The organism is Streptomyces sp. HmicA12, assembly GCF_000373565.1.
In the GTDB taxonomy this organism is placed as follows: domain Bacteria; phylum Actinomycetota; class Actinomycetes; order Streptomycetales; family Streptomycetaceae; genus Streptomyces.
The window spans coordinates 1-22,670 of record NZ_KB891809.1; the positions used below are offsets into that span (position 1 = coordinate 1).

At 71.4% G+C, this 22,670-nt stretch carries 23 protein-coding genes; 8 read left to right on the plus strand and 15 right to left on the minus strand.

Features of this window, described 5'->3' with window-relative positions; translation table 11 throughout:
- Positions 1-114: 114 nt before the first annotated feature.
- From B072_RS0117915 to B072_RS43390, 3 genes are read right to left on the minus strand one after another with little or no spacing between them, the layout of a single operon-like run.
- Positions 115-552 (minus strand): hypothetical protein, encoded by a 438-nt coding sequence (locus tag B072_RS0117915; RefSeq protein WP_026245978.1) that lies wholly within the window; start codon positions 550-552, stop codon positions 115-117.
- A 35-nt stretch (positions 553-587) separates the two neighbouring features.
- Positions 588-1,043, minus strand: coding sequence for a MarR family winged helix-turn-helix transcriptional regulator (locus tag B072_RS0117920; protein ID WP_018531338.1), 456 nt, complete (start codon positions 1,041-1,043; stop codon positions 588-590).
- A 36-nt stretch (positions 1,044-1,079) separates the two neighbouring features.
- A complete protein-coding gene (locus tag B072_RS43390; RefSeq protein ID WP_018531339.1) occupies positions 1,080-2,183 on the minus strand; it encodes a PP2C family protein-serine/threonine phosphatase in 1,104 nt (367 codons plus the stop codon).
- Between the two features lie 374 nt (positions 2,184-2,557).
- Here B072_RS43390 and B072_RS0117930 point away from each other — a divergent pair, with 374 nt between their 5' ends.
- Positions 2,558-4,531: an ATP-binding protein gene (locus B072_RS0117930; protein WP_158689205.1), complete on the plus strand. Its 1,974-nt coding sequence runs from the start codon at positions 2,558-2,560 to the stop codon at positions 4,529-4,531.
- On the opposite strand, the gene B072_RS0117935 is transcribed toward B072_RS0117930, so the two are convergent.
- The 6 genes from B072_RS0117935 to leuA all read right to left on the minus strand — a co-directional run bounded on the left by B072_RS0117935 (position 4,528) and on the right by leuA (position 12,047).
- On the minus strand, positions 4,528-5,109 hold the full coding sequence (locus tag B072_RS0117935) for a cysteine hydrolase family protein (protein ID WP_018531341.1): 582 nt from the start codon (positions 5,107-5,109) through the stop codon (positions 4,528-4,530). The genes B072_RS0117930 and B072_RS0117935 overlap by 4 nt on opposite strands.
- A gap of 13 nt (positions 5,110-5,122) precedes the next feature.
- Complete coding sequence (locus B072_RS0117940; RefSeq protein WP_018531342.1) at positions 5,123-5,797, minus strand: response regulator transcription factor; 675 nt, start codon at positions 5,795-5,797, stop codon at positions 5,123-5,125.
- Positions 5,794-7,089 (minus strand): histidine kinase, encoded by a 1,296-nt coding sequence (locus tag B072_RS0117945; protein WP_018531343.1) that lies wholly within the window; start codon positions 7,087-7,089, stop codon positions 5,794-5,796. Before B072_RS0117945 ends, B072_RS0117940 begins: the two co-directional genes overlap by 4 nt.
- A gap of 77 nt (positions 7,090-7,166) precedes the next feature.
- A complete protein-coding gene (locus B072_RS0117950; protein WP_026245979.1) occupies positions 7,167-9,275 on the minus strand; it encodes an MMPL family transporter in 2,109 nt (702 codons plus the stop codon).
- 164 nt (positions 9,276-9,439) lie between these two features.
- On the minus strand, positions 9,440-10,138 hold the full coding sequence (locus tag B072_RS0117955) for a TerB family tellurite resistance protein (RefSeq protein ID WP_018531345.1): 699 nt from the start codon (positions 10,136-10,138) through the stop codon (positions 9,440-9,442).
- Between the two features lie 187 nt (positions 10,139-10,325).
- A complete protein-coding gene (gene leuA, locus B072_RS0117960; RefSeq protein ID WP_018531346.1) occupies positions 10,326-12,047 on the minus strand; it encodes a 2-isopropylmalate synthase in 1,722 nt (573 codons plus the stop codon).
- A gap of 289 nt (positions 12,048-12,336) precedes the next feature.
- On the opposite strand from leuA, the gene B072_RS0117965 reads away from it, so the two are divergent.
- Both B072_RS0117965 and B072_RS0117970 read left to right on the plus strand, forming a co-directional pair.
- Positions 12,337-13,422, plus strand: coding sequence for a M4 family metallopeptidase (locus tag B072_RS0117965; protein WP_018531347.1), 1,086 nt, complete (start codon positions 12,337-12,339; stop codon positions 13,420-13,422).
- A gap of 26 nt (positions 13,423-13,448) precedes the next feature.
- Positions 13,449-13,715 (plus strand): protealysin inhibitor emfourin, encoded by a 267-nt coding sequence (locus B072_RS0117970; protein ID WP_018531348.1) that lies wholly within the window; start codon positions 13,449-13,451, stop codon positions 13,713-13,715.
- A gap of 164 nt (positions 13,716-13,879) precedes the next feature.
- Here the strand turns inward: B072_RS0117970 and B072_RS0117975 are convergent, their stop codons facing one another.
- Positions 13,880-14,734 carry an NAD-dependent epimerase/dehydratase family protein gene (locus B072_RS0117975; protein WP_026245980.1) on the minus strand — a complete coding sequence of 285 codons (855 nt, stop codon included), beginning with the start codon at positions 14,732-14,734 and terminating at the stop codon, positions 13,880-13,882.
- Between the two features lie 157 nt (positions 14,735-14,891).
- On the opposite strand from B072_RS0117975, the gene B072_RS0117980 reads away from it, so the two are divergent.
- On the plus strand, positions 14,892-15,740 hold the full coding sequence (locus tag B072_RS0117980) for a helix-turn-helix transcriptional regulator (RefSeq protein WP_018531350.1): 849 nt from the start codon (positions 14,892-14,894) through the stop codon (positions 15,738-15,740).
- Here the strand turns inward: B072_RS0117980 and era are convergent.
- Positions 15,737-16,687, minus strand: a complete 951-nt coding sequence (gene era / locus B072_RS0117985; protein ID WP_018531351.1) for a GTPase Era — start codon at positions 16,685-16,687, stop codon at positions 15,737-15,739. The two genes, B072_RS0117980 and era, sit on opposite strands and share 4 nt — an antisense overlap.
- 120 nt (positions 16,688-16,807) lie before the next feature.
- Here era and B072_RS0117990 point away from each other — a divergent pair, with 120 nt between their 5' ends.
- Together B072_RS0117990 and B072_RS0117995 are read left to right on the plus strand one after the other, a co-directional pair.
- On the plus strand, positions 16,808-18,118 hold the full coding sequence (locus tag B072_RS0117990; RefSeq protein ID WP_026245981.1) for an ammonium transporter: 1,311 nt from the start codon (positions 16,808-16,810) through the stop codon (positions 18,116-18,118).
- Positions 18,115-18,453 carry a P-II family nitrogen regulator gene (locus B072_RS0117995; protein ID WP_018531353.1) on the plus strand — a complete coding sequence of 113 codons (339 nt, stop codon included), beginning with the start codon at positions 18,115-18,117 and terminating at the stop codon, positions 18,451-18,453. Before B072_RS0117990 ends, B072_RS0117995 begins: the two co-directional genes overlap by 4 nt.
- 43 nt (positions 18,454-18,496) lie before the next feature.
- Here B072_RS0117995 and B072_RS0118000 read toward each other — a convergent pair whose 3' ends face one another.
- Complete coding sequence (locus tag B072_RS0118000) at positions 18,497-18,865, minus strand: transglycosylase family protein (RefSeq protein ID WP_018531354.1); 369 nt, start codon at positions 18,863-18,865, stop codon at positions 18,497-18,499.
- A gap of 383 nt (positions 18,866-19,248) precedes the next feature.
- A complete protein-coding gene (locus tag B072_RS0118005) occupies positions 19,249-19,602 on the minus strand; it encodes a hypothetical protein (protein ID WP_018531355.1) in 354 nt (117 codons plus the stop codon).
- Positions 19,603-19,732: 130 nt separating this feature from the next.
- Here B072_RS0118005 and B072_RS0118010 point away from each other — a divergent pair, with 130 nt between their 5' ends.
- Entirely contained in the window at positions 19,733-20,716 is a 984-nt protein-coding gene (locus B072_RS0118010; protein ID WP_018531356.1) for a zinc-dependent alcohol dehydrogenase, read from the plus strand.
- A 58-nt stretch (positions 20,717-20,774) separates the two neighbouring features.
- On the opposite strand, the gene B072_RS0118015 is transcribed toward B072_RS0118010, so the two are convergent.
- Both B072_RS0118015 and B072_RS0118020 read right to left on the minus strand, forming a co-directional pair.
- Positions 20,775-20,975: a DUF397 domain-containing protein gene (locus tag B072_RS0118015; protein ID WP_018531357.1), complete on the minus strand. Its 201-nt coding sequence runs from the start codon at positions 20,973-20,975 to the stop codon at positions 20,775-20,777.
- 177 nt (positions 20,976-21,152) lie between these two features.
- Entirely contained in the window at positions 21,153-22,052 is a 900-nt protein-coding gene (locus B072_RS0118020) for a helix-turn-helix domain-containing protein (RefSeq protein WP_018531358.1), read from the minus strand.
- A gap of 369 nt (positions 22,053-22,421) precedes the next feature.
- Here B072_RS0118020 and B072_RS48210 point away from each other — a divergent pair, with 369 nt between their 5' ends.
- Positions 22,422-22,571 carry a hypothetical protein gene (locus B072_RS48210; RefSeq protein ID WP_158689206.1) on the plus strand — a complete coding sequence of 50 codons (150 nt, stop codon included), beginning with the start codon at positions 22,422-22,424 and terminating at the stop codon, positions 22,569-22,571.
- Positions 22,572-22,670: the final 99 nt, after the last annotated feature.

Here is a 22,670-nt window from a genome sequence, read left to right on the forward strand (position 1 = left end):
CCCGGCACGCCGAGAGCACGCTTCCCCAAGCTCTCAACTCCGTTCGAGCAGGGGAGACCCCATTGACGCCGCGAGGCCGCCCTCCGGGCGACGACGGGAGTGTGAAGACAGGCCCTAGGCCGCCAGCTCCGCGTTCGCGCGGTCCGTGAGCAGCGTCAAGACACGGGCCGCCGTGGCCAGTTCGACCTCCGGGATGTCCGCGTAGAGCCGGGCCGCGATGGCCGCGGCGACCTCGGCGACGCGGGCCTGGAAATCGCGGCCGTGCTCGGTCAGGCGCAGCGTCGCGGTGTCGCCGGGGACGGGTTCGGCGAGCCCGTCCGCCAGGACCGACTCCACGACGGGGACGACCTCCGCCTCGTCCACCTTCAACGCGAAGGTCAGGCGGTCGACGATGTCGCGCCGACCCCATGAACCGCCGTGCTGGGCCAGCACGTTGAGCACCGCGCTGACCTCGAACGAGGTGCCGAGTTCGGTCAGGCGGACGGCGAGGACCGCGCGGGTGGCGTACAGGGCCTGGCCGATGATCTGGCCGTTCAACAGGGGCGTAGACATGACGACTCCTTCGTGAACCAGAACGGGAAAAGGAACTAGACCGGGGCGTCGAGCAACACCTGGAGCTCGGCGGCGAGCACCCGGGTCCGCTTGCTGTCGAGGCCGCCCAGCGGCTCGAAGAGCTGGGCCATGAGCCCCTGCACGACCGGGATCGCCCGCGTCACGACAGCCTCACCCTCGTCGGTGAGGGCGAGCCGGACGGCACGGCTGTCGGCGGCGTCCCGGGGCCGGGTGATGAGCCCGGACTTCTCCAGGGAACGGGCCAGCTTGGACACGTAGAGCGGCTCAAGACCCGTGTGGTCGGCGAGCTGCCGCTGACTCGGCGTCTGCCCCGCGCCACGCAGGCCGTGCAACGAGGACAGCAGCGAGTACGTGGCGTGCGTCAGGCCGAGCGGGGTCAGGGCTCGGTCCATCGCGGTCCGCACCTTCATGGACAGGCGCCAGACGAAGTAGCCGGGGGTCGGCCCGTCGGGGGCGTCGGTGTCGCTCATGAAAAATACTGTACATGGCTACTATAGCCATGGCTATCACTTTCCTGTGATGCGACGTGCGCGGAGCCGGTCCCCCTCTCGGGCGGAGTCGAGGTCGTGGGGCGCCGGCCGCACGGCCGGCGCGCCCTGCTGGCACAGGACGAGCGCGACATCGTCGTTGAGCGGGCCACCCGTGTGTTCCGTGACGGCTTCGTACAGCGCGCCCAGGGCGTCGCCGGGAAGGACCTCGTCCAGGAGCACCTCGGCCCGCTCCAGGAGCGGGAAGTCCTCCCCCTCGGCGTCCCGTGCCTCCGTGAGGCCGTCGGTGTAGAAGAGGAGGCGATGGCCCGGCTGGAGCCAGCAGCGGCGCAGCCCGGGGCGTGCGCCGAGGCCCAACGGGCTGTCCTGGTCGACCGGTTCGAGGAGCTGGGGCGGGCCGCTGCCGAGCCGCAGCGGGGGCGGATGCCCGCAGTTGACGAGCCGCACCTCGCCGGGCGCGAACTCGGCGAAGAGGGCCGTGACGAAGTCCTCGGGCCCGACCTCGGCGGCGACCCGTTCGTCGAGGCGGGCGGCGACCTCGGTGAGGTCCCGGGTCACGTAGGCGAGGTCGCGGAATCCGCCGAGCACCGCCGCCGACGTCCGTACGACATCGAGGCCGTGTCCGCGTACGTCGCCGATGAACAGCCTCGGCCCGTAAGGGGTGTTCACCACGTCGTAGACATCGCCGCCGACCGTCTCCGCCTCGACCGGGCAGTGGTGGCGGGTGTGGACGTCGATGTCGCCGATCCGCGCGGCGACCGGGCGCAGCAGCGCGCCCTGCGCGACCCGCGCCACCTCGACCGCCCGCGCGAGGGCCATCGCGCGGGCCGTGTCCCGCAGGGCGATCCGGATCGCGAGGCAGCCGCCGGCGAGCAGGGCGACGTAGGCCACGACGCGGGCCGGGGCGCCGGTGAGGGACAGCAGGGTCCAGGCCGCCAACAGGAAGGCCGTGGACGAGGCCGCCGTGGCGAGTGCCGCGCGCGGCCCGAGCCAGGCGCAGGCCAGGACGGACGCGAAGGCGAGCGCCGCCGCGGCCGGAACGCGTATGTCCAGGTGCGCGGCGCGCCCGAGGCACGCGCACAGAACAGCGAAAAGTATGCCTGTGGCATATGGGGGTGACACGGGTCCGTCACCCGGTGGTCGGCGTCGTGGCCCGCCGTACCGGTCTGCCATGCTGGGGCCTCCCGTCTTTCCACCCCGCCATGGTGAGCGCCCCACTATGTCCCAACTCGGTCGCTGACCACGTCTGTTGTGCGCTCTGGACCGACCTCGACCGGAAGTGATCCCGTACGTTCCGGATCCGTCCGGTTCGCCGGAGAAACCCGGCCCGCCCGTTCACCTTGTGTCATCCACTGAGGTGCCGCCCGGACAAGAGGATTCTGGCGGGCGGAGCGAAAGGGTGGACCGTGGAGAATCTGCCGGTCGAGACGACAAGTTTCATCGGGCGTACCACTGAACTGGCCCTGATCGAACAGATGTTGACGAAACATCGACTCGTGACGCTGAACGGTGTCGGCGGCGTCGGGAAGTCCCGGCTCGCGGTGCGCGCCGCGCGCCGGGCGGCCCCGCGCTTCCCCGACGGCGTCCGGCTGGTCGGGCTGTCGCCGCTGCGCGAGCCTTCCCTGCTGGGCTACGTAGTCCTTGAGGAACTCGGCCTGGCCGACCAGTCGACCAGGCCGCCCGAGGACGTCGTCGCCGAGTGGCTCGCCACCCGGGACGTGCTGCTCGTCCTCGACAGCTGCGAGCACATGATCGACGCGTGCGCGCGCCTCGCGGTCCTGCTGCTCGACGCGGCGCCGGGACTGCGGATCCTGGCGACCAGCAGGGAACCGCTGGGCGTGGCGGGCGAGTGGTGCGTGGAGGTGGAGCCGCTGCCCGTGGCGGCCGATCCGGCGCGCGACCCCGGGGGCGGTGACGCCGTCGCCCTGTTCCTGGACCGGGCGCGCGCCGGGACCGACGGCCTGCGGCCCGACCGCGCCGAGCAGGTGTCGGCCGCCGACGTCTGCCGACGCCTCGACGGCATCCCGCTGGCCATCGAGCTCGCAGCGGCCCGGCTGCCGGAGCTGTCGGTCCATCAGCTCGGTGAGGGCTTGCGGCACCGGTTCGACACCCTGATCACCGCCGACGGCGTGCGCACCCCGTTGCCGCCCCGGCACCGCACGCTGCGCACCACGATCGGCTGGAGCCACGAACTGTGCACGCCACTGGAGCGGCTGCTGTGGGCTCGCCTCTGCGTCTGCGCCGCCGGTTTCGACGGGGCAGACGCCCGGGCGGTGGCCGCCGGCGGGCCGCTGTCCGCCGACGCCGTGCCCGCCCTGCTCGACGGCCTGGTCGCGAAGTCGGTGGTGCGTCCGGTGCCGGGGACGGCGGAACCGGTCCGGTACCGGATGCTCGACACCGTGCGGGAGTTCGGCGCGCACTGGCTCGGCGAACTCGGTGAGGAGGCGGCGGTGCGACAGGCCCACCTGGAGCACTACCGGAGCCTCGTGACGCGGGCCGACCGCGAATGGCTGACCGACCGGCAGACGGCCTGGGCCACGCGCGTCGTGGCCGAGCACGCCAACGTCCGGGCGGCCCTCGACCACGCGCTCCGCGAGGGCCGCCTGCACACCGTCCTGGAGATGACCGGCGCCCTGTGGTTCTTCTGGTTCGCGTGCGGGTTCACCCATGAAGGCCGCTTCTACCTGGAGCGGGCCCTGGCCGACGCCCCCGGGCCCGGCCCCGAGTACGCCAAGGCCCTGTGGGCCTACGGCCTCGTGACCATGTCGCAGGGCAGCCCCGAGGAGGCGCTGCGGCACGCCGACGAGTTCCGGGTGCTGGCCGAGCGGTCCGCCGACCCGACCGCGCGCGTGGCCGCGTGCTGTTTCGAGGGCACGCCGCTGTTCCTGACCGGCGACTGCGAGCGGGCGATCACCGTGCTGGACGGCACGACGAAGGAAACCCTGTCCGGCTCCTACGAGGTCGCGTGCTTCCTGAACCGGATCGTTCGCGCGTTCGCGCGGATCACGCTCGGCGAGTTCGCCTCGGGCAAGGCCCTCGCCCACGAGGTCTCCGTCGAACTCGCCGCGCGCGGCGAGCGCTGGGCGCGGGCGTACGGCGACTATGTCCAGGCGGTCGCCGCGTTCGGCCTCGGCGACTGGGCCGACGCCGCCGAGCACGCCCGCGCGAGCATGCGGGGCAAGAGGCACTTCCACGACACGAGCGGGGTCGCCCTCGCCGTCGACGTACTGGCCGCCGCGACCGTGGCCGACGGGCGGAACGAGTCGGGGGCCGCCCTCCTCGGCACCGCGCAGCGCCTCTGGCAGTCCATCGGCCGGCCCCAGCTGGGCGCCCCGCCGCTGGTCGCCGTCCGCGAACAGGCGGAGCGGCAGAGCCGGCGGGCCCTCGGCGGGGCCGCGTACACGAGGGCGTACGAGAGCGGCCTGTACGGCGACACGGTCGACGGCATCGCCTACAGCACCCGGGCTTAGAGGCCCGGTTCCGTGGTCCAGGGCGCCTGCGGCGGGGTGAAGTCGACCCGGGCCGCCGGGAGCACGCGCACGCTGCGGTCGGGGAAGTCGATGTGGCGGTAGATCTCGTTGTGGTGGGCGATCGACCGGTCCGCCGGGGCGAAGTCCGTCGTGTCGGGGTCCGGGCGGACCGAGGTCGTGTGGCCGTCCGCCACCAGCACCAGGTCGTAGCCGTGGCTGAGCGCCTGCCGGGCGGTCGTCTCCACGCAGTTCTCCGTGGCGAAGCCGGTGACGAGGACCTCCGTCACGCCGTGCGCGCGCAGCGTCGCGTCGAGATCCGTGCGCAGGAACGCGTCCGCCGTCGTCTTCGCCACCACCGGCTCGCCCGGCGCCGGATCGAGCTCGGCGACGACCCGCCAGCCGTCCGTGCCGGGTTCGAGCCCGGCCCCGCGGTGCTGGACCGTGACGACCGGCACGCCCGCCGCCCGCGCCCGGCTGCGCAGGCCCGCGATGGCGGCGACCGTGGCGGCGGGCCGGTGCATGATCGGCGTCAGGGCGTTCTGCATGTCGATGACGAGCAGCGCGGCGCGATGGTCCATGGGGGCACTGTAACTACGGCGGCGTGAGCGGGGTCACCAGGCCCGACTCGTAGGCCACGATGACCAGTTGGGCACGGTCGCGCGCCGCCAGCTTGCCCATGATGCGGCTGACATGGGTCTTCGCGGTGAGCGGGCTGAGGCCGAGGGTCTCGGCGATCTCCGTGTTGTTGAGGCCGCGGGCGACGAGCGTGAGCACCTGCCGTTCGCGGTCCGAGAGGTGGCCGAGGGTGTTCGCCGGGGGTGTCGGCACGTCCGGGGCGTGCAGGACCCGGGCGATCAGGCGGGCCGTCGGACCGGGCGACAGCAGGGCCTCGCCGGCCGCCACCGTCCTGATGGCGTCGAGGAGTTCGGCCGGTCTGGTGTCCTTCACCAGGAAGCCGGACGCGCCCGCGCGCAGCGCCTCGACGACGTGCTCGTCGGTGTCGTACGTCGTCAGCATCAGGACCTTCACCCCGGCCAGGTCCTCGTCGGCGGCGAGCAGCCGGGTGGCCTCGATGCCGTCGAGGTCGGGCATGCGGATGTCCATGACGACCAGGTCGGCGCGGGCCGACCTGGTCAGTTCCACGGCTTCGCGGCCGGTCGCCGCCTGGGCCACGACCTCCATGTCGCGGGCCGATTCGACGAGCATGGCGAAGGCGGCGCGGACGAGGGTCTGGTCGTCGGCGAGCAGGACGCGGATCGGGGTCATCCGGCACTGCCCCTTTCCAGCGCCGTCGCGCCGTTCGTGGGTTGGTTCGTCGGGGGGTTCAGGTGCGTCGTGGTTGCTCGCGCAGTTCCCCGCGCCCCCTCCAAGGGCAGCTTCGCCGCCACTTCGAAGCCGCCCGTGGCCCTCGGGCCCGCTTCCAGTGTTCCCAGTACGCTGCGTGCTCGCTCCTTCATTCCCAGCAGACCGAAACCGCTTGTACCCGGCGGGAGTTGTGGTGTCGCCGTGCCGTCGTCCACCACCGACACCGCCAGGCCGCCCGGCCCTTGCCGCACCGTGACCTGGACCGTCGGTCCGGGCCCCCCGTGCCGTACCGCGTTCGTCAGCGCCTCCTGCACGATGCGGTACGCGGCCGCGCCCACCGCCGGTGGCACCGTCACGGTGTCGAGGTCCGCGTGGACGCTCGCGCCCGCCGTGCGGGCCGCCGACAGCAGCTCCGGGATGCCGTCGAGTCCGGGCAGCGGTTCGCGCGCCTCGTCCGGCGACGACCTCAACACCTCCAGTGTGGCCCGGAGTTCACCGCGGGCGGAGCGGCAGGTGTCGGCGATGTCGTCGAGGGCCCTGGCGACGGCGGCCCGGTCGAGACGGTCGGGGTCGGCGTTCAGGACGTGCGCGGCGACCGACGTCCGCACCCCGACCAGGGTGATGCTGTGCGCGAGCAGGTCGTGCAGGTCGCGGGCGACGCGCAGCCGTTCCTCGGCGACGCGGCGCCGGGCCTCCTCCTCGCGGGTCCGTTCGGCGCGCTCGGCCCGTTCGACGACGGAGGCGAGGTACTGCTGGTGCACGCGCGCGTACACGCCGAGGAGGATGACGGCGACGATCCAGCCGGTGACCCGCAGCGCCTGCGTGCCCTCGGCCATGCCCTGGCCGAACTTCACGCCGAGCATCAGGCCGATGACGGCCGTGCCGATGATCGCGGAGCGCAGCGGGCGGCCCGTCATGGCGACGGTGAAGAGGCCGGCCAGGGAGACCACGATCGGCGCGGTGTGGTTGAAGTCCAGCGCGTGGTACGGGAAGACGCACGCCACCATGCCGAGGAACGAGACGAGCGGGGCGCGCCGCCGCCACACCGCGGGGACGTGCGCGGCGATCAGCAACGTCCAGCCCAGGGCGTCGGGTTGACGGCCGTCGGCCCGCACCCCGAGCGCCAGGAACACGTCGGCGAGCAACATCACGGCGGCGAGCAGCGCGTCCTGGCGAAGCACGCGGGCGGGGTCCGGCGGCCCGGGCCGCCGGGTGGCGGCGCCGGGCAGCAGAAGCAGTCGCTTGACGTCCACCGGCCCATCTTCCTTCACAGAGCGTCCAGTTGGGCGCCCTCCGCAGGGAAGGGACGTGAAGGGGCGCCCTTTCGCGGTCAACGGCCGACGGTCACCGGCTGCTGTTCGGCCGGCGGCGCGGCGGGGGCCTCCCGGGTGCGCGACAGCGGTCCCGGCCACCACACCTTGCGGCCGAGCGCGAGGCTCGCCGACGTCACCAGATAGGTCCGCACGAGGAAGGTGTCCAGGAGCACGCCGACCGCGATGACGAAGCCCAGCTCGACGAGTTGGACCAGCGGCATGTTGGTGAGCACGGCGAACGTGGCGGCCAGCACGAGCCCCGCCGACGCGATCACCCCGCCGGTCGTGCGCAGCGCGGTCAGCGCCGCCGTCCCGGTACCGGCGCCGCCGAGGACCTCCTCCCGCATCCGGTGCATCAGGAAGATCCCGTAGTCGACGCCGAGGGCCACGAGGAAGACGAAGGAGAGGAGCCCCAGGCCCGGATCCGTGCCGTCGAAGCCGAGGAGCGGCCCGAAGACGAACCCGGCGATGCCGAGCGAGGCACCCCACACCGCGACCACGGCGACGAGCAGCAGCAGCGGCGCGACGAGCGCACGCAACAGGCCGACCAGGATCAGCAGCACGGCGGCGAGCACGATCGGTACGACGACGAGCCGGTCGCGGGCGTTGGTGTCCTTCAGGTCGAGCTGCTCGGCGCTCGGCCCGCCGACGTAGGCGCCCTGCCCGTCGAGCCGGTCGCGCAGCGCCTCGATGGTGGCGGTCTCGGCGGCGCTCTGCGGCGCCGCCTTCGCGACGACACCGATCTCGGTCCAGCCCCCGCCACTGCGCCCGCGCCGCACGTCCACGACACCGGAGGTGTCCCGCGCGCCCTCGACCACCTTCTTCGCAAGGCCATTCGGCGCGATCACGGTGATCGGCTGCGTGCCGGTGTCGGGGTAGGCGGCGGCCAGGGTCTTCATCGCGGCGACGGAGTCCGGGGTGCTGGTGAAGGAGTCCTCCTGCTTGAGGCTGCCGGGCAGGTTCAGCACGCCGAGGGCGAGCGCGCCGAGCAGGACCGCCCCGGCGCCGAGGACGGCGAGCGGCCGCCGCCCGGCGGACGTCCCCATCGCGTGGAACAGGGACCTGCGCCGCTTCGCCTCGGACCCGAACGCCGGCACCAGCGGCCAGAACACACGCCGTCCGAGCAGCACGAGCACGGCGGGCAGCAGCGTCAGCATGGCGACGAGCGCGCACAGCACGCCGACGGCCCCCAACGGCCCCATGCCCCGCGAGGAGTTGAGGTCGGCGGCGAGCAGGCACAGCAGCCCCGCGGCGACGGTCGCGGACGAGGCGACGACGGCGGGCCCGCAGCCGCGCAGCGCCGCGCGCATGGCGTCGTGGGGCCGCTCGAACCGGCGCAGCTCCTCCCGGTAGCGGGAGACGATGAGCAGCGCGTAGTCGGTGCCCGCGCCGAACACGAGGATGGTCATGACGCCCGAGCTCTGCCCGCTCACGGTCGTCCCGAACGCCTGGTTGAGCCCGTACGCGACGCCCATCGACAGGAAGTCGGCGACGCCCGCGACGGCGAGCGGCACGAGCCACAGGAACGGGCTGCGGTAGATGAGGATCAGCAGCAGGGCGACGACGGCCGCGGTCGTGTACAACAACGGCCCGTCGAGGGACTGGTACACCTCACTGGCATCGGTGGCCAGCGCCCCGGGCCCGCCGACCTCCACGCTCATCCCGGCGGCCGCGTCGGTACCGTGCGCGATGTCCCGTACGTCGTTGACGAAGGCGTCCCGGAGATCCTCGTCCTGACCGGGCGCGTTGCTGGCGACCGGGTACATGAGCGTGTCACCGCCGGCCGACGGCACCCCTTCGGGCGTACCGGAGATCTCCAACTTCGCCTCCACGTCGCTCACTTGTGCGGCGGCGACGGCCCGGTCCGCGGCGCTGAGCCCGCCGTCCCGGTGGTACACGAGCACGAGCTCGGTCGTCTCGCCGCCCGGCAGCCGGTCCTGGATCTTCGCGACCTGCGTGGAGTCGGCGCTCGCCGGCAGATAGTCGACGGCCCGGTCGTGCTGCACGTCACCGAGCTTCCCGGCGAACGGCATCGCCAGCGCGATCACCCCGACCCACAGCACCAGCAACGCCCACGGCAGGACACCCCTGCCCCGCCGCACCACACCTACAGGCGGTCCCCCCATGGGTGGGCCCCCTCTCTCGTCTCGGAGTCCGGTGGATCCAGACTCCGGGACCGGGGGGCCTCGTACGTCGGGCGTGAGGGCGAGCCGAGGGCTACTGCGTGGGGTGACAGCGGGCGGCGACTACTCCCCGGGGAGTACCGCAGCGAGGGCCTGTGCGCGCAGGCTCAGCTCGGCGTACGCGCCGCCGCCACCAGCAACTGCCCCACCTCGTCCGTGCACATGGTCAGCGCGGCGCCCACCGTGCCGAGGACGTCCCGCTCGCCGGAGGAGTACGGGCCGTCGGCCAGGGCGATCCGCGCTCCCTGGAGCAGAATCGATTCCCGTCCGGCCGGGGCCAGATGCTGGGCGAGCGGGTCGAGGGACTCGTGGAGTTCGATGGCCAGGGACGCGCCGGCTCCGGCGTGCTCCGGCATCCGTCCGGCGTCGGTGACCAACGCCTCGACGAGGGCCGCGAGTTGTACCTCCGAGGTGTCCTCGAAGCCGGCGCCGCGCAGGACTCCCACCGCGCACTCCAGGGACGTACGGGAGGGCGGGCCGCCCACCGCGAGCACGGCGAGGACCACGGTGTGCACGGCGTCGCGCAGCATGCCGGAGAAGCGGTGCGTGGTCGGGTGGTCGAGCGCCTCCGTGCCGAACCGGTCCTCGCACGCCGCGCACTGGACGACGGGGCCGGTCTCGCCGCGCGGCAGCACGGGCACGCCGAGCACGACGAAACGCTTCCGCCCGGTGCGCCGCTGGTAGTTGCGGTCGCCACCGCAGCCGGGGCAGAAGAACTCCCCGTCGCCCACGGTGGTCCATGTGGTGTGCACGCCCAGGACCCGTGAGATCCCGGCCCGTCGCCCCAGTCCCCTGTTCGGCAGCACGTCGCACACCTCCGTAACGGCGCCGCAACATCGCGGCGTTGGCGTGATGTTAGCCACATTGGTGAGGCGGCGTCAGCACCTTGGTCACGCCAAGGTCACGGAGATCCTGTGACCGTGGCCGAGATGCACCGCGGCCCCGCACACCCACGAAAGGTGTACGGGGCCAAAAAACCGCAGCTCAACTGCCTCAGCGGCTCGCGCGGTTGACCGCGGAGACGGCCGCCTTCAGCGACGCACGCGTCGTATTCGCGTCGATCCCGATGCCCCACAGAACCTTGTCGTCGATGGCGACCTCGATGTACGAGGCGGCGACCGCGGAGGCGCCCTCGCTCATCGTGTGCTCCTGGTAGTCCAGCAGGCGGGCGTCGACGCCGATGCTCTGCAGCGCGTGGAAGAACGCGGAGATCGGACCGTTGCCGGTGCCCACCAGGACCTGCTCGACGCCGTCCACCTCGGCCTCGACAGTCAGCGTGTCGACGCCGTCGGTGTCCGTGGTCGTCTGGCCGGCCTTGACCTGGATGCGGCCCCACGGGTTCGAGGGGTTGGGCAGGTACTCGTCCTGGAAGACGCTCCAGATGTCCTTCGGCGTGACCTCGCCGCCCTCGGCGTCCGTCTTCGCCTGGATGACCTTCGAGAACTCGACCTGCATGCGGCGCGGCAGGTCCAGGCTGTGGTCGTTCTTCAGGACGTACGCGATGCCGCCCTTGCCGGACTGCGAGTTGACCCGGATGACGGCCTCGTAGGAGCGGCCGACGTCCTTCGGGTCGATCGGCAGGTACGGGACCGCCCACTCGATGTCGTCGACGGTGACGCCCTTGGCCTTCGCGTCGGCCTCCATCGCGTCGAAGCCCTTCTTGATGGCGTCCTGGTGGGAGCCGGAGAAGGACGTGTAGACCAGGTCGCCCACGTACGGGTGGCGCGGGTGGACCTCCATCTGGTTGCAGTACTCCCACGTACGACGGATCTCGTCGATGTCGGAGAAGTCGATCTGCGGGTCGACGCCCTGCGAGAACAGGTTCATGCCCAGGGTGACCAGGTCGACGTTGCCGGTGCGCTCGCCCTGACCGAACAGGCAGCCCTCGACACGGTCGCCACCGGCCATGACGCCCAGCTCGGCGGCGGCGACGGCGGTGCCGCGGTCGTTGTGCGGGTGGATGGACAGGCAGACGTACTCGCGGCGCGACAGGTTGCGCGACATCCACTCGAAGCGGTCCGCGTGCGTGGACGGCGTCGAACGCTCCACCGTGGCGGGCAGGTTGAGGATGATCTCGCGGTCCGGACCCGGCTGGTAGACGTCCATGACGGCCTCACAGACCTCCAGGGCGAAGTCCAGCTCGGTGTCGGTGAAGATCTCGGGGCTGTACTGGTAGCCGAAGACCGTCTCGGGGCCCAGCAGCTTCTCCGCGTACTCCATCACCAGGCGGGTGCCGTCGACGGCGATCTGCTTGATGTCGTCCTTGGAGCCGCGGAAGACGACCCGGCGGAAGACCGGCGCGGTGGCGTTGTACAGGTGGAGCGTGGCGCGCTTGGCGCCCTTCAGGGACTCCACCGTGCGCTCGATCAGGTCCTCGCGGGCCTGGGTCAGTACGGAGATCGTGACGTCGTCCGGGATGGCGCCCGGCTCTTCGATGATCGAACGTACGAAGTCGAAGTCGGTCTGCCCGGAGGCCGGGAAACCGACCTCGATCTCCTTGTAGCCCATCTTGACCAGCTGGTCGAACATCCGGCGCTTGCGCTCGGGCGACATCGGGTCGATCAGCGCCTGGTTGCCGTCACGCAGATCGGTGGAGAGCCAGCGGGGGGCCTTGGTGATCCGGTTGTCCGGCCACGTGCGGTCCGGGATGTCGACCTGGTCGTACTGGCCGTACTTGCGGATCGGCATGCTGCTCGGCTGCTGGTGGTTCGGCATGATGCGTGGGGCTCCTCAGAGGTGGCCTGACTGTCGGCCGACGGCGCAACGCCAAACTCCGCGGGGAGGGGGTCGGCCTCGACTACAGGCCCTCGCCGCGGCAGCTAAGGAGAAGCAGCCCGAAACGCATGATGCGACGCAGCCTAGCCGAGTCGCGCCGGACGCGAAGACCCGTATCAGTATGCGGGACCGCAAGAAGGTAACGGGTAAGAGGTGATCCATCCCTCTATTTCACTAATCATGGCTGCAGGTAGTGACAGCGGCATGACCCAGTGCCACATTGCCTCGCATGACCGCCAACTCAACGGGGAACCCGACGGGGTTCGAACCCGTTTTCTGCACCATCGTGCCGCCGCACATGCAGGACAAGGCCGCCAGGGCCGAGGACTCCGCGATCGCCGCCAGGGCCCGCAGGTCCCTGGCGCGCGACGCCTACGAGCGCACCCAGCGCCGCATCACGACCGTGGTCGGCGCCCCCGCACTGGCGCCGCCCGCCGATGCCGCGGCGACGAGGCCGCACCGCACCGTCTACGACGCCCGGCACCAGACCGCGCTGCCGGGGCGCAAGGTGCGCGGCGAGAGCGACAAGCCCGGCAAGGACGCGACCGTCAACCGCGCGTACGCGGGCCTCGGCGCGACGTTCGAGCTGTTCCTGGAGAAGTTCGCCCGCCACTCGATCGACGGCGAAGGTCTGCCGCTGAACGCGACGGTGCACTACTCCGAGGACTACAACAACGCCTTCTGGAACGGCGAGCAGATGGTGTTCGGCGACGGTGACGGCGAGATCTTCCTCGACTTCACCATCCCCGTCGACGTCATCGGCCACGAGCTGACCCACGGCGTCACGCAGTACACGGCGAACCTGGCCTACTTCGATCAGTCGGGCGCCCTGAACGAGTCGATGTCCGACGTGTTCGGCTCGCTCATCAAGCAGTACACGCTCGGCCAGACCGCCGCCGAGGCCGACTGGCTGATCGGCGCCGGGCTGCTCGCGCCGCGCGTCACGGGCGTCGCCCTGCGCTCCATGAAGGCGCCCGGCACGGCGTACGACGACGACGTCCTCGGCAAGGACCCGCAGCCGGCCGACATGGACCACTACGTGCACACCGGCCGGGACAACGGCGGCGTGCACATCAACTCCGGCATCCCCAACCACGCCTTCTACATCCTGGCCGAGGCGCTCGGCGGGCACGCGTGGGAGCGGGCCGGGGTGATCTGGTACGACACCCTGACCGGCGGCGAGCTGAAGCCGGACTGCACCTTCACCGACTTCGCCAAGGCGACGGTGAAGGCCGCGAAGGACCGCTACCAGTCCGGCGAGGAGTACCAGTCGGTGCTCAAGGCGTGGGAGCAGGTCGGGGTGCCTACTCAGTAGGCGCCGACCGGAGTAGACAGGAACCCATGCGGATTCAGGTGAAACGCACGGGCGGCTTCGCCGGGATCGACCGCCACGCGGAGGTCGACACGGCGGGCCGCGCCGACGCCCGCGAGTGGCACGCCCTGGCCGAGAAGGCGCTGGCCTCCGGCCGGGGCACGCCGCCCATAGGGGTGCCGGACGGGTTCAGCTACACCATCACCGTGGACGGGCGGACCGTGTACTGCGCGGACCCCCGACTCACCGAGGACCAGCGCAGACTGATCACCCGGGTCCTGAAGGAAGGGGCCTGATCACGGGGTGCGCCGCGCCCGCCCAGCCTTGGGCAATCTGCCTTCCCCAAGCTCTCGAACTTCGCTCGAGCAGGGGAGACCCCATTGGGCGGCAGGGTGGGCAAGGCGGCGCCCCGGCGCGGGGTGAGCGCTTCAGGCTGCGCCCGCCCCGGTCCCCGCGGAGCTCAGAGCGCTCCCGCGTCCCGCGCGGTCCAGACCGACGGGAACAGGGGGCGGTAGCCCAGCTCATGACGGATGCGGGTCGTCGACATCACCGAGTGCCAGGGGTCCGGGACCTCCTTCTCGTAGACCTCCGGCGGCACCGGCACCCCGTTCAGCTGGAAGATCTCGACCGTGGTCACCGGCGCGTCGTCGGCGATGTTGTAGACGCCGCTCGCCCCCGGCGCGTACAGCAGTCGCTGCAGGCCCTGGGCCACGTCCGCGTGGTGGCCCATGTGCAGGCGCTGCATGGCGGGCCAGTTCGGGGCCCACCGCATCGCGTCGGCGATGTGCGGGTCCCCGTCGCCGTACACGAACGGCAGCCGCCCGATGCGCAGGTCCTCCAGGCCGTCCATCGCCACCAGCGCCTGCTCCGCCTCCCACTTGGACTGCGGGTACGCGCCCCACATGGTGCCGCCCGGCACCGTCTCGTCGCCCTCGACCATCGGACGCCCGCGCCCGGAGCCGTACACGAGCCCCGTGCTGACCTGCACGAACCGTCGTACGCCCGAGGCCACCGCGGCCCGTCCGAGCTCGACGGCCGCGTCCCGGTTGACGGCGACCGCCTCCTCGTCCGGCACTCCGCGGAAGGCCGCGGCGACGTTCACCACGGCGTCCGCACCGGCCGTCGCCTTGCCCAGCACGTCGGTGTCGCGCAGATCGCCGACGACCACCTCGGCGCCGAGCTCCGCGAACCGCTCGCCACGGGCCGCGTCCCGCACCAGGACCCGCACCCGGTCGCCGGGCGCCGTGTTCTGCAGCAGCCGCGGCACGAACCGCCGTCCGACCTGTCCGGTCGCTCCGGTCACCAGAATCACCATGGCCGCCTCCGTGTTGTCTGTGCTCTTCGCGTTCTTCGTAGCCATGACTCCACCGTGCGGGCGGCGCGGGCGAAGCGGGAGAGACGCGTTTATCCAGGGACCGGCGCTCCCTGGATACGGGCTGGTCGCGGGCCCGGAGCTGCGCGACCCTGGAAGGGTGAACCGTGCCGAACTCGCCGACTTCCTGCGCCGCGCCCGCACCCGGCTCAGCCCCTCCGACGTGGGCCTGGCCGCCGGCGCCCGGCGCCGTACACCGGGGCTGCGCCGCGAGGAGGTGGCCCAGCTCGCCGGGATGTCCACGGACTACTACGCGCGGCTCGAACAGCGCCGCGGCTCGCACCCGTCGCGGCAGATGCTCGGCGCGCTGGCCCGCGCGCTGCGCCTGACCGACGCCGAGCGCGACCACCTGTTCCATCTGGCGGGGCAGGAGCCGCCGCGGCCCGGCGGCGCGTCCGGGCACGTACGCCCCGGGCTGCTGATGATCCTGGACCGGCTGCACGACCTGCCCGCGTCGGTGCTGAGCGACTGGGGCGAGGTGCTGGCGCAGAACACGATGTCAATGGCGCTGACCGGCGACCAGGTGGGCGCGAACATGATCCGCCGCTGGTTCACCGACCCGACCGGCCGGGCCCTGTGCCCGCCGGAGAACCACGAGATGCACGGCCGCGCCCACGTGGCGAGCCTGCGCGCGGTCGCCGCGGCCCGCCCCGACGACCCGGGCCCGGCCACGCTGGTGGCCGAACTGCGCGCGGCCTCAAGGGAGTTCGAGGAGCTGTGGGCCTCGCACGAGGTGACCGTGCGCCGTCCGTCGCCGAAGCGGTTCGTGCACCCGGTGGTCGGCGTCCTGGACCTGGACTGCGAGGTGCTGCTCGGCGACGGGTACGGCCACGGCCAGCTGCTGGTGGTGCATTCGGCGCGGCCGGGCACGGACACGTACGAACGGCTCGAACTGCTGCGGGTGATAGGCCTCCAGGACCTGTCACCCACAGGTCACCAGGGGAGCTAGAAGCCGAGCTTGCGCAGCTGGCGCGGGTCGCGCTGCCAGTCCTTGGCGACCTTGACGTGCAGGTCGAGGTAGACCGGCGTGCCGAGGAGGGCCTCGATCTGCTTGCGGGACTTGATGCCGACGTCCTTCAGGCGCTTGCCCTTCGGGCCGATGATGATGCCCTTCTGGCTGGGCCGCTCGATGTAGACGAAGGCGTGGATGTCGAGGAGCGGCTTGTCGGCGGGCCGGTCCTCGCGCGGCAGCATCTCCTCCACGACGACGGCGATGGAGTGCGGCAGCTCGTCCCGTACGCCTTCGAGCGCGGCCTCGCGGATCAGCTCGGCGACCATGACCTGCTCGGGCTCGTCGGTGAGGTCGCCCTCGGGGTAGAGCGCGGGGCCCTCGGGGAGCAGCGGCACGATCAGGTCGGCGAGCAGGTCGATCTGCTTGTCGCCGACGGCCGAGACCGGGATGATCTCGGCCCACTCGAAGCCGAGCTCCTTGCCGAGCTGGTCGATGGCGATGAGCTGCTCGGCGAGCTGCTTGCTGTCGACGAGGTCGGTCTTGGTGACGATCGCGATCTTCGGCGTCTTCTTGATGGACGCGAGTTCCTTGGCGATGAACCGGTCGCCGGGGCCGAGCTTCTCGTTGGCGGGCAGGCAGAAGCCGATGACGTCGACCTCGGCCCACGTGGTGCGCACCACATCGTTGAGGCGCTCGCCGAGCAGGGTGCGCGGCTTGTGGAGGCCGGGGGTGTCCACCAGGATCAGCTGGGCGTCCTCGCGGTGCACGATGCCGCGCACGGTGTGCCGCGTGGTCTGCGGCTGGTCGGCGGTGATCGCCACCTTCTTGCCGACCAGAGCGTTCGTGAGGGTGGACTTGCCCGCGTTGGGGCGGCCGACGAAGCAGGCGAAGCCGGCGCGGTGGGCGGGTCCGGCAGCGGGGGTGTGAACGCTCATGGCGCCCATTGTCCCTGATGTGCGGAGGGCCGCAGCACCGTGAGCTTCCGGTAACCCCGCGGCAACACGAAACACGGCGGAAACGCCCGGGTAGGGATTCGGAAACGCGGCCCGGTGACGCTGGCACGCATGCCTGCCACGACCGAGATCCTCTCCGCCGCCAAAGGCCCCGCCCTCGACACCGGCGACACCGCCTGGCTGCTCGCCGCGACCGCGCTCGTCCTGCTGATGACGCCGGGCCTCGCCCTGTTCTACGGCGGCATGGTCCGCACGAAGAGCGTCCTGAACATGCTGATGATGAGCTTCGTCTCGATCGCTCTCGTGACGGTGGTGTGGCTGGTCGCCGGATACTCGCTCGCGTTCGGCGACGACGCGTTCGCGGGCCTGATCGGTGATCTGTCGCACGCGGGAATGGCGGGCATCGGCCCCGACTCGCTCACGGGGACCGTCCCCACCTTCCTCTTCACCACCTTCCAGCTGACCTTCGCGATCATCACGGCGGCGCTGATCAGCGGAGCGGTCGCGGACCGCACGAAGTTCGGGGCGTGGCTGACCTTCGTACCCCTCTGGGCGCTGCTCGTATACGTTCCCGTGGCGCACTGGGTCTGGGGTCCGGGCGGCTGGATCGCGAATCGTCTGGGGGCGCTGGACTTCGCGGGCGGGCTCGTCGTGGAGATCGCCTCGGGCGCTTCCGGACTGGCCCTGTGCCTGGTCCTCGGCCCGCGGATCGGCTTCAAGAAGGACGCCATGCGCCCGCACAACCTGCCGATGGTGGTCATGGGCGCGGGCCTGCTCTGGTTCGGCTGGCTGGGCTTCAACGGCGGCTCGGCCCTCGGCGCGAACGGCACCGCGGCCGCGTCCCTCTTCAACACCCTGATCGCGGGCTGCACGGGTCTGCTGGGCTGGCTCTTCGTGGAGCAGAAGCGGGACGGGCACCCGACCACGTTCGGCGCGGCGTCGGGCGCGGTGGCGGGCCTGGTCGCGATCACCCCGGCGTGCGGGGTCGTGGGCGTCCTGGGCGCGGCGGCCGTCGGCCTCGCGGCCGGTGTGGTCTGCTCGTACGCCGTCGCCTGGAAGTTCCGCTTCGACTACGACGACTCGCTCGACGTGGTGGGCGTCCACTTCGCCGGCGGTGTGGTCGGCACGCTCCTCATCGGCCTCTTCGCGACGTCGGCGATGACCGGCTCGGCGGCCAAGGAGGGCCTGTTCTACGGCGGCGGCCTCGGCCAGCTCGGCAAGCAGCTGCTCGCCGTACTCGTCGTGGCGGCGTACACCTTCGTCGTCACGTACGGCATCGGGAAGGCCGTCGACCGGCTGTTGGGCTTCCGGGCGTCGGCCGAGGACGAGATGACGGGGCTGGACCAGACGGTGCACGCGGAGAGTGCGTACGATCACGGCGTCCTGAGCGCCGCTCCCGTCGCCCGAAAGGCCACGTCATGAAGTTGATCACCGCGGTCGTCAAGCCGTTCCGCCTCGACGAGGTCAAGACGGCGCTGCAGGAGCTGGGCGTGCACGGCCTGACGGTGACCGAGGCCAGCGGCTACGGCCGCCAGCGCGGCCACACCGAGGTGTACCGGGGCGCCGAGTACCAGGTCGACCTGGTCCCGAAGGTCCGGATCGAGGTCGTCGTGGGGGACGAGGACGCGGAGCCCGCGATGGATGCCATCGTGCGGGCGGCCCGGACCGGGAAGATCGGCGACGGCAAGGTGTGGGCCGTGCCCGTCGACAGCGTGGTGCGGGTGCGGACGGGCGAGCGGGGCCCGGACGCGATCTGAGCCGCGCCCGTGGGCCGTCGCCATCGCCACGACGGGCCGCTGATTACAGGCTGACGCCGCAGTTCGGCCAGGCGCCCGCGCCCTGGGAGGCGAGGACCTTGTTGGCGACGTTGATCTGCTCGCCCTTGCTCGCCTGGTGAGCGCTGGGGGCGTACTGGGTGCCGCCGTAGGCGGCCCAGGTGGACTGCGTGAACTGCAGGCCGCCGGAGAACCCGTTGCCGGTGTTCGCGGACCAGTTGCCGCCGGACTCGCACTGGGCGACGGAGTCCCACGAGCTCGCCGGGGCGGCGGTGGTCGCCGCGGAGGCGGAGCCGGTGCCGGCGAGCACCATCATGCCGGTGGCACCGGCGAGGACGCCGGAGAGGGCGAGGGTGCGGACACGGGACGAGGTCTTGCGAGCGGTGGAGAGCACGTGGAAAAGCCTTTGTTCGGGGACGGGGAGTGTCCGGCGCTTCCCGTGGACGGGACGCTGCGAAGCGCATCGGCGCCGGGCGACTGCTCCACCATGACCGTCGTGTCCCGGTTCGCCCCATAAGGCGGAAGTCCCATCGACGGGACTTCCGTCCTTTTCTCGGCACTCGCCGCCCCGGGCCGAAAGTCCCGGCCCGAAGCCACTCACCCCTTGCCCCGCAAGGCCCGCGCGCCCTTCGGCGCCGACACGACGGGCCGGGACCAAAGTCCCGGCCCGGGGCCGACGTGAGCGTCTTCACGCCCGAACGGCGGAAGCCGCCTCAGCACTGGGCCGAAGCCTTCCGCTGTGACGCACACCTCGCACACCTCTTGGAACGTCCCGGCTCAGCCGGCCTCGATCGCGGCCTTCAGCGTCCCGTCCGCCGCCGCCAGGAACACCGGGGTGCCGGCCCCGCCCAGATCGCGTACGGCGGCCAGGTCGTCGGCCGGCACCGCGTCCGCCGCCGAGACGACGGCGGCCGCCTCCAGGGACTGCGCGCCGGACGCCACGGCCATGGCGACGGCGGTCCGCAGCGCGCTGAGCTTCAGGGAGTCGAGGGCGACGGTGCCCGCGACGTAGGTACGCCCGGTCTCGTCGCGCACGGCGGCGCCCTCGGGCACACCGTTGCGGGCCCGTGCGGAACGGGCCAGGGTGACGATCTTGCGGTCCTCGGGGCCGAGGTCGGTGCTGTCAGTCATGGGCTGAGCATAAGGAAGCGGCCTGCGGCGGCTTGACGCCGGGACGCCCGCTTCTTACCGTGACCTTAAATAACTAACTGGTTCGTACAATAGGCCGCCCGTTTCTGACGTTCCCGCCGAGGAGCCGCACATGCAGGCCGTAGTCCTCACCGCCCCCCACCACCTCACCGTCGTCGACGACCTGCCGGACCCGGCCCCCGGCCCCGACGACGTGATCGTCGCGCTCGAAGGACTCGGCATCTGCGGCTCCGACCTCTCCCTGTACGACGGCCATCGCGCCGTCCCCGGCACGCCCTGGGTGGTCGGGCACGAGGCGTTCGGCCGGATCGTCGCGAAGGGGTCGGCCGTCACCGGCCACGAGGTGGGCAGACGCGTCGTCGTCGAGCCGAACTACGCGTGCCTGGCCTGCGCCGACTGCCGCCGCGGCCTGACCTCGGCCTGCCCGCGCCGCGCGGTCGTCGGCATGAACGCCCCGGGCCTGCTGGCCGAGCGGTTCGCGGTCCCGGCCCCCTTCGCCCACGTCGTCCCGCAGGAGCTGGCCGTCGAGGACCTGGCCGCGTTCGAGCCGTACGTGGTGGCGCGCACGGCGGTGAAGCGCAGCGGGATCCCCAAGGGAGAGCGGGCCCTGGTGCTCGGCGCGGGCGCGCAGGGCCTCCTGGTCAGCCAGTCGCTCCTGGCCCTCGGCATCGAGCCCGTCGTCGTCGAACTGCACCCCGAACGCCTCGCCCGCGCCGTCGCCCTCGGCGCCACCGCGGCCCGCGACGACGACCACGGCTTCGGCTGGCTGTACGAGACGACGGGCGCCGCCCCCGCCCTCCGATCAGGCATCGCACGCCTCGCCGCCGGCGCCACGATCACCCTGGTCGGCCTTGACGCGGCCCCGCTCCCCCTCACGATGGAGCAGGTGGTGCGCGGCCTGTTCACGATCCGCGGCTCCCTGATCTACGACCACCCGCACGACTTCCGCGCCGCACTGGACGACGTCATCGCCGACCGCGTCCGCCCGTCCGTGGCGCTCACCAGCCGGTACGCGTTCGAGGACGCGCCCCGCGCCTTCGCGGAGGCCCGCCGCCAGGCGGGGAAGACGTGGATCGCGGGGCCGGGGCTCGGCTGAGTTCTGCCCGTCCATCGGAGCCGCCGACCGGGGCGCTCACAGTGATCGCCCCTGCCTCCTACGACTCCGTCCCCCTGGCGAACGACGCGCCCGGCAAGGACCGGAGGAAGGAAACCCAAGCGGCAGGGGCCACGGCTATGACGTCACCTCGGCGCTTCGAGTCGCGGACGCGGATCCCGGCGCCCGTGCAGGCAACCTCGACGCAGTCGTCCGTCTGCGCGGACTTGCTGCTCTTGCGCCATGCCCATGCCTGAGTCACCCTCGACCTCCACCCCGGTTGTGGACCGCCCAGCCGGGGGCGTCCCCCGTACAGCGCCGTGGGTCACACGGCAGAACTCTCATGGTACGTGCAGAACCCATGCACGCAGGCATGACAATTCCCGCCAACTTGGCGATGTTCAGGCCGAGTTGGCGACAAGTTGGCAGTGACGTCCGCTCAGCCGGGGTCCTGCTGCAGCAGCGCCTCCAGCTCGTCCCCTCCCTCCGCGACGCGCGCCGCGAGGCGTCGCAGCACCACACCGACACCGTCCTTCAGCGACAGATCCTCCAGTTCCCAGAAACGCTCCAGGTACTGCCTGGTCTCCTCCGGGGAGGTCGAGGCGATGGTGATGCCCCGGGAGTCCTCCAGGAACAGGGCGTCCTCCATCCCCTCGGCCTTGAACTCGAACAGCGAGAACGGACCTTGAATGCCGGGGTGGGCACCGACGCTGAACGGCAGGACCTGAATCGTGACGTGCGCACGCTCGGACAGCTCGGCCAAATGCTCCAGCTGAGCGCGCATCACCCCCCGTCCGCCCGTCACCCGACGCAGCAGAGACTCGTCCAGGACGAAACTGAACTCGCGCCCGTCCTCCTCGTCCAGCACCTCCTGACGGGCGAGGCGCGACTCGACCGTGCGGTCCACGTCCTCTTCGGCCATGTCCTTGCCGTACGCGCCGATCACGGCCCGCATGTACTCCTCGGTCTGCAGCAGACCAGGCAGCAGCAGGGACGCGAACTGCCGATGGACAGACGCCGCCGACTCCAGAGCAAGGCGCTGCATGAAGTCCTTGCTGTACAGGTCCCGGTACTCGGTGAACGGCATGCGCCGGCTCCCGCGGGCCATGTCGAGCAGCTCCTCCAGCTTGCGCCGGTCCGAGATGCCGTACGCCGCGGCGAGCGGACGCAGATCGTTGACGGAGATGCCGACCTCGCCCGCCTCGATCCGGATGAGCTTGGACGGGCTCCACTCCATCCGGTCGGCGACCTGCCGCTGAGTCAGGCCTGCCGCGATCCGCGCCTTGCGGAGCTCGGTGCGCAGCTGTAGCCGCAGCAGCGCCGGGCTTGTTACCGCCATGCCTGCTTCACCCCCGACCGCATCCAGCTTTGTGCAACATAGCAGTTATCCATACGACTCATCGAGACCTCTTAGTTGCAACACTTCAACCATCGCGCGAACCCATGCGTGCACTCCGCACACCGGGTGTGCTGCGCACACCCTAACCTTACTCCGCACTCTGCTATGTAGCAGATTGGGACCCGCCATAGAGGAGTATCCGTTAGGCACTGTGCTTTTCGCGACCACGAGGATACGCTGAGAGAGAAGCTGATGAAGTATGTCCGATCAACAACCTTGATCCACAAAGGAGTTGATCAGCACCGCAACCCAACTCCCGCAAAAGGACGGCGACTTGCCCCGGCGGTCCCGGAAAGGGGTCGAGTGACCATGGCCGAGCACCAGGCAGAGGAAGGAGGGCTCCGACCGCAGAAGACCAAGCGCACATGGGGCGAGCGGATGGCACTGGCCATCCCGTTGATCAATCTCCTCATCGCGATCCACAAGATCGCCGAGGAGTGGATTCTGCCCTTCGTGTAGCAGCAATCGGCCCCAGCCTGACGACCGGGGCCGATAGCGGCGGATGCCCAGGACAGACGCTGCCGTTCCGACTTCCCTGGCAGGATTACCCGGAGCGGT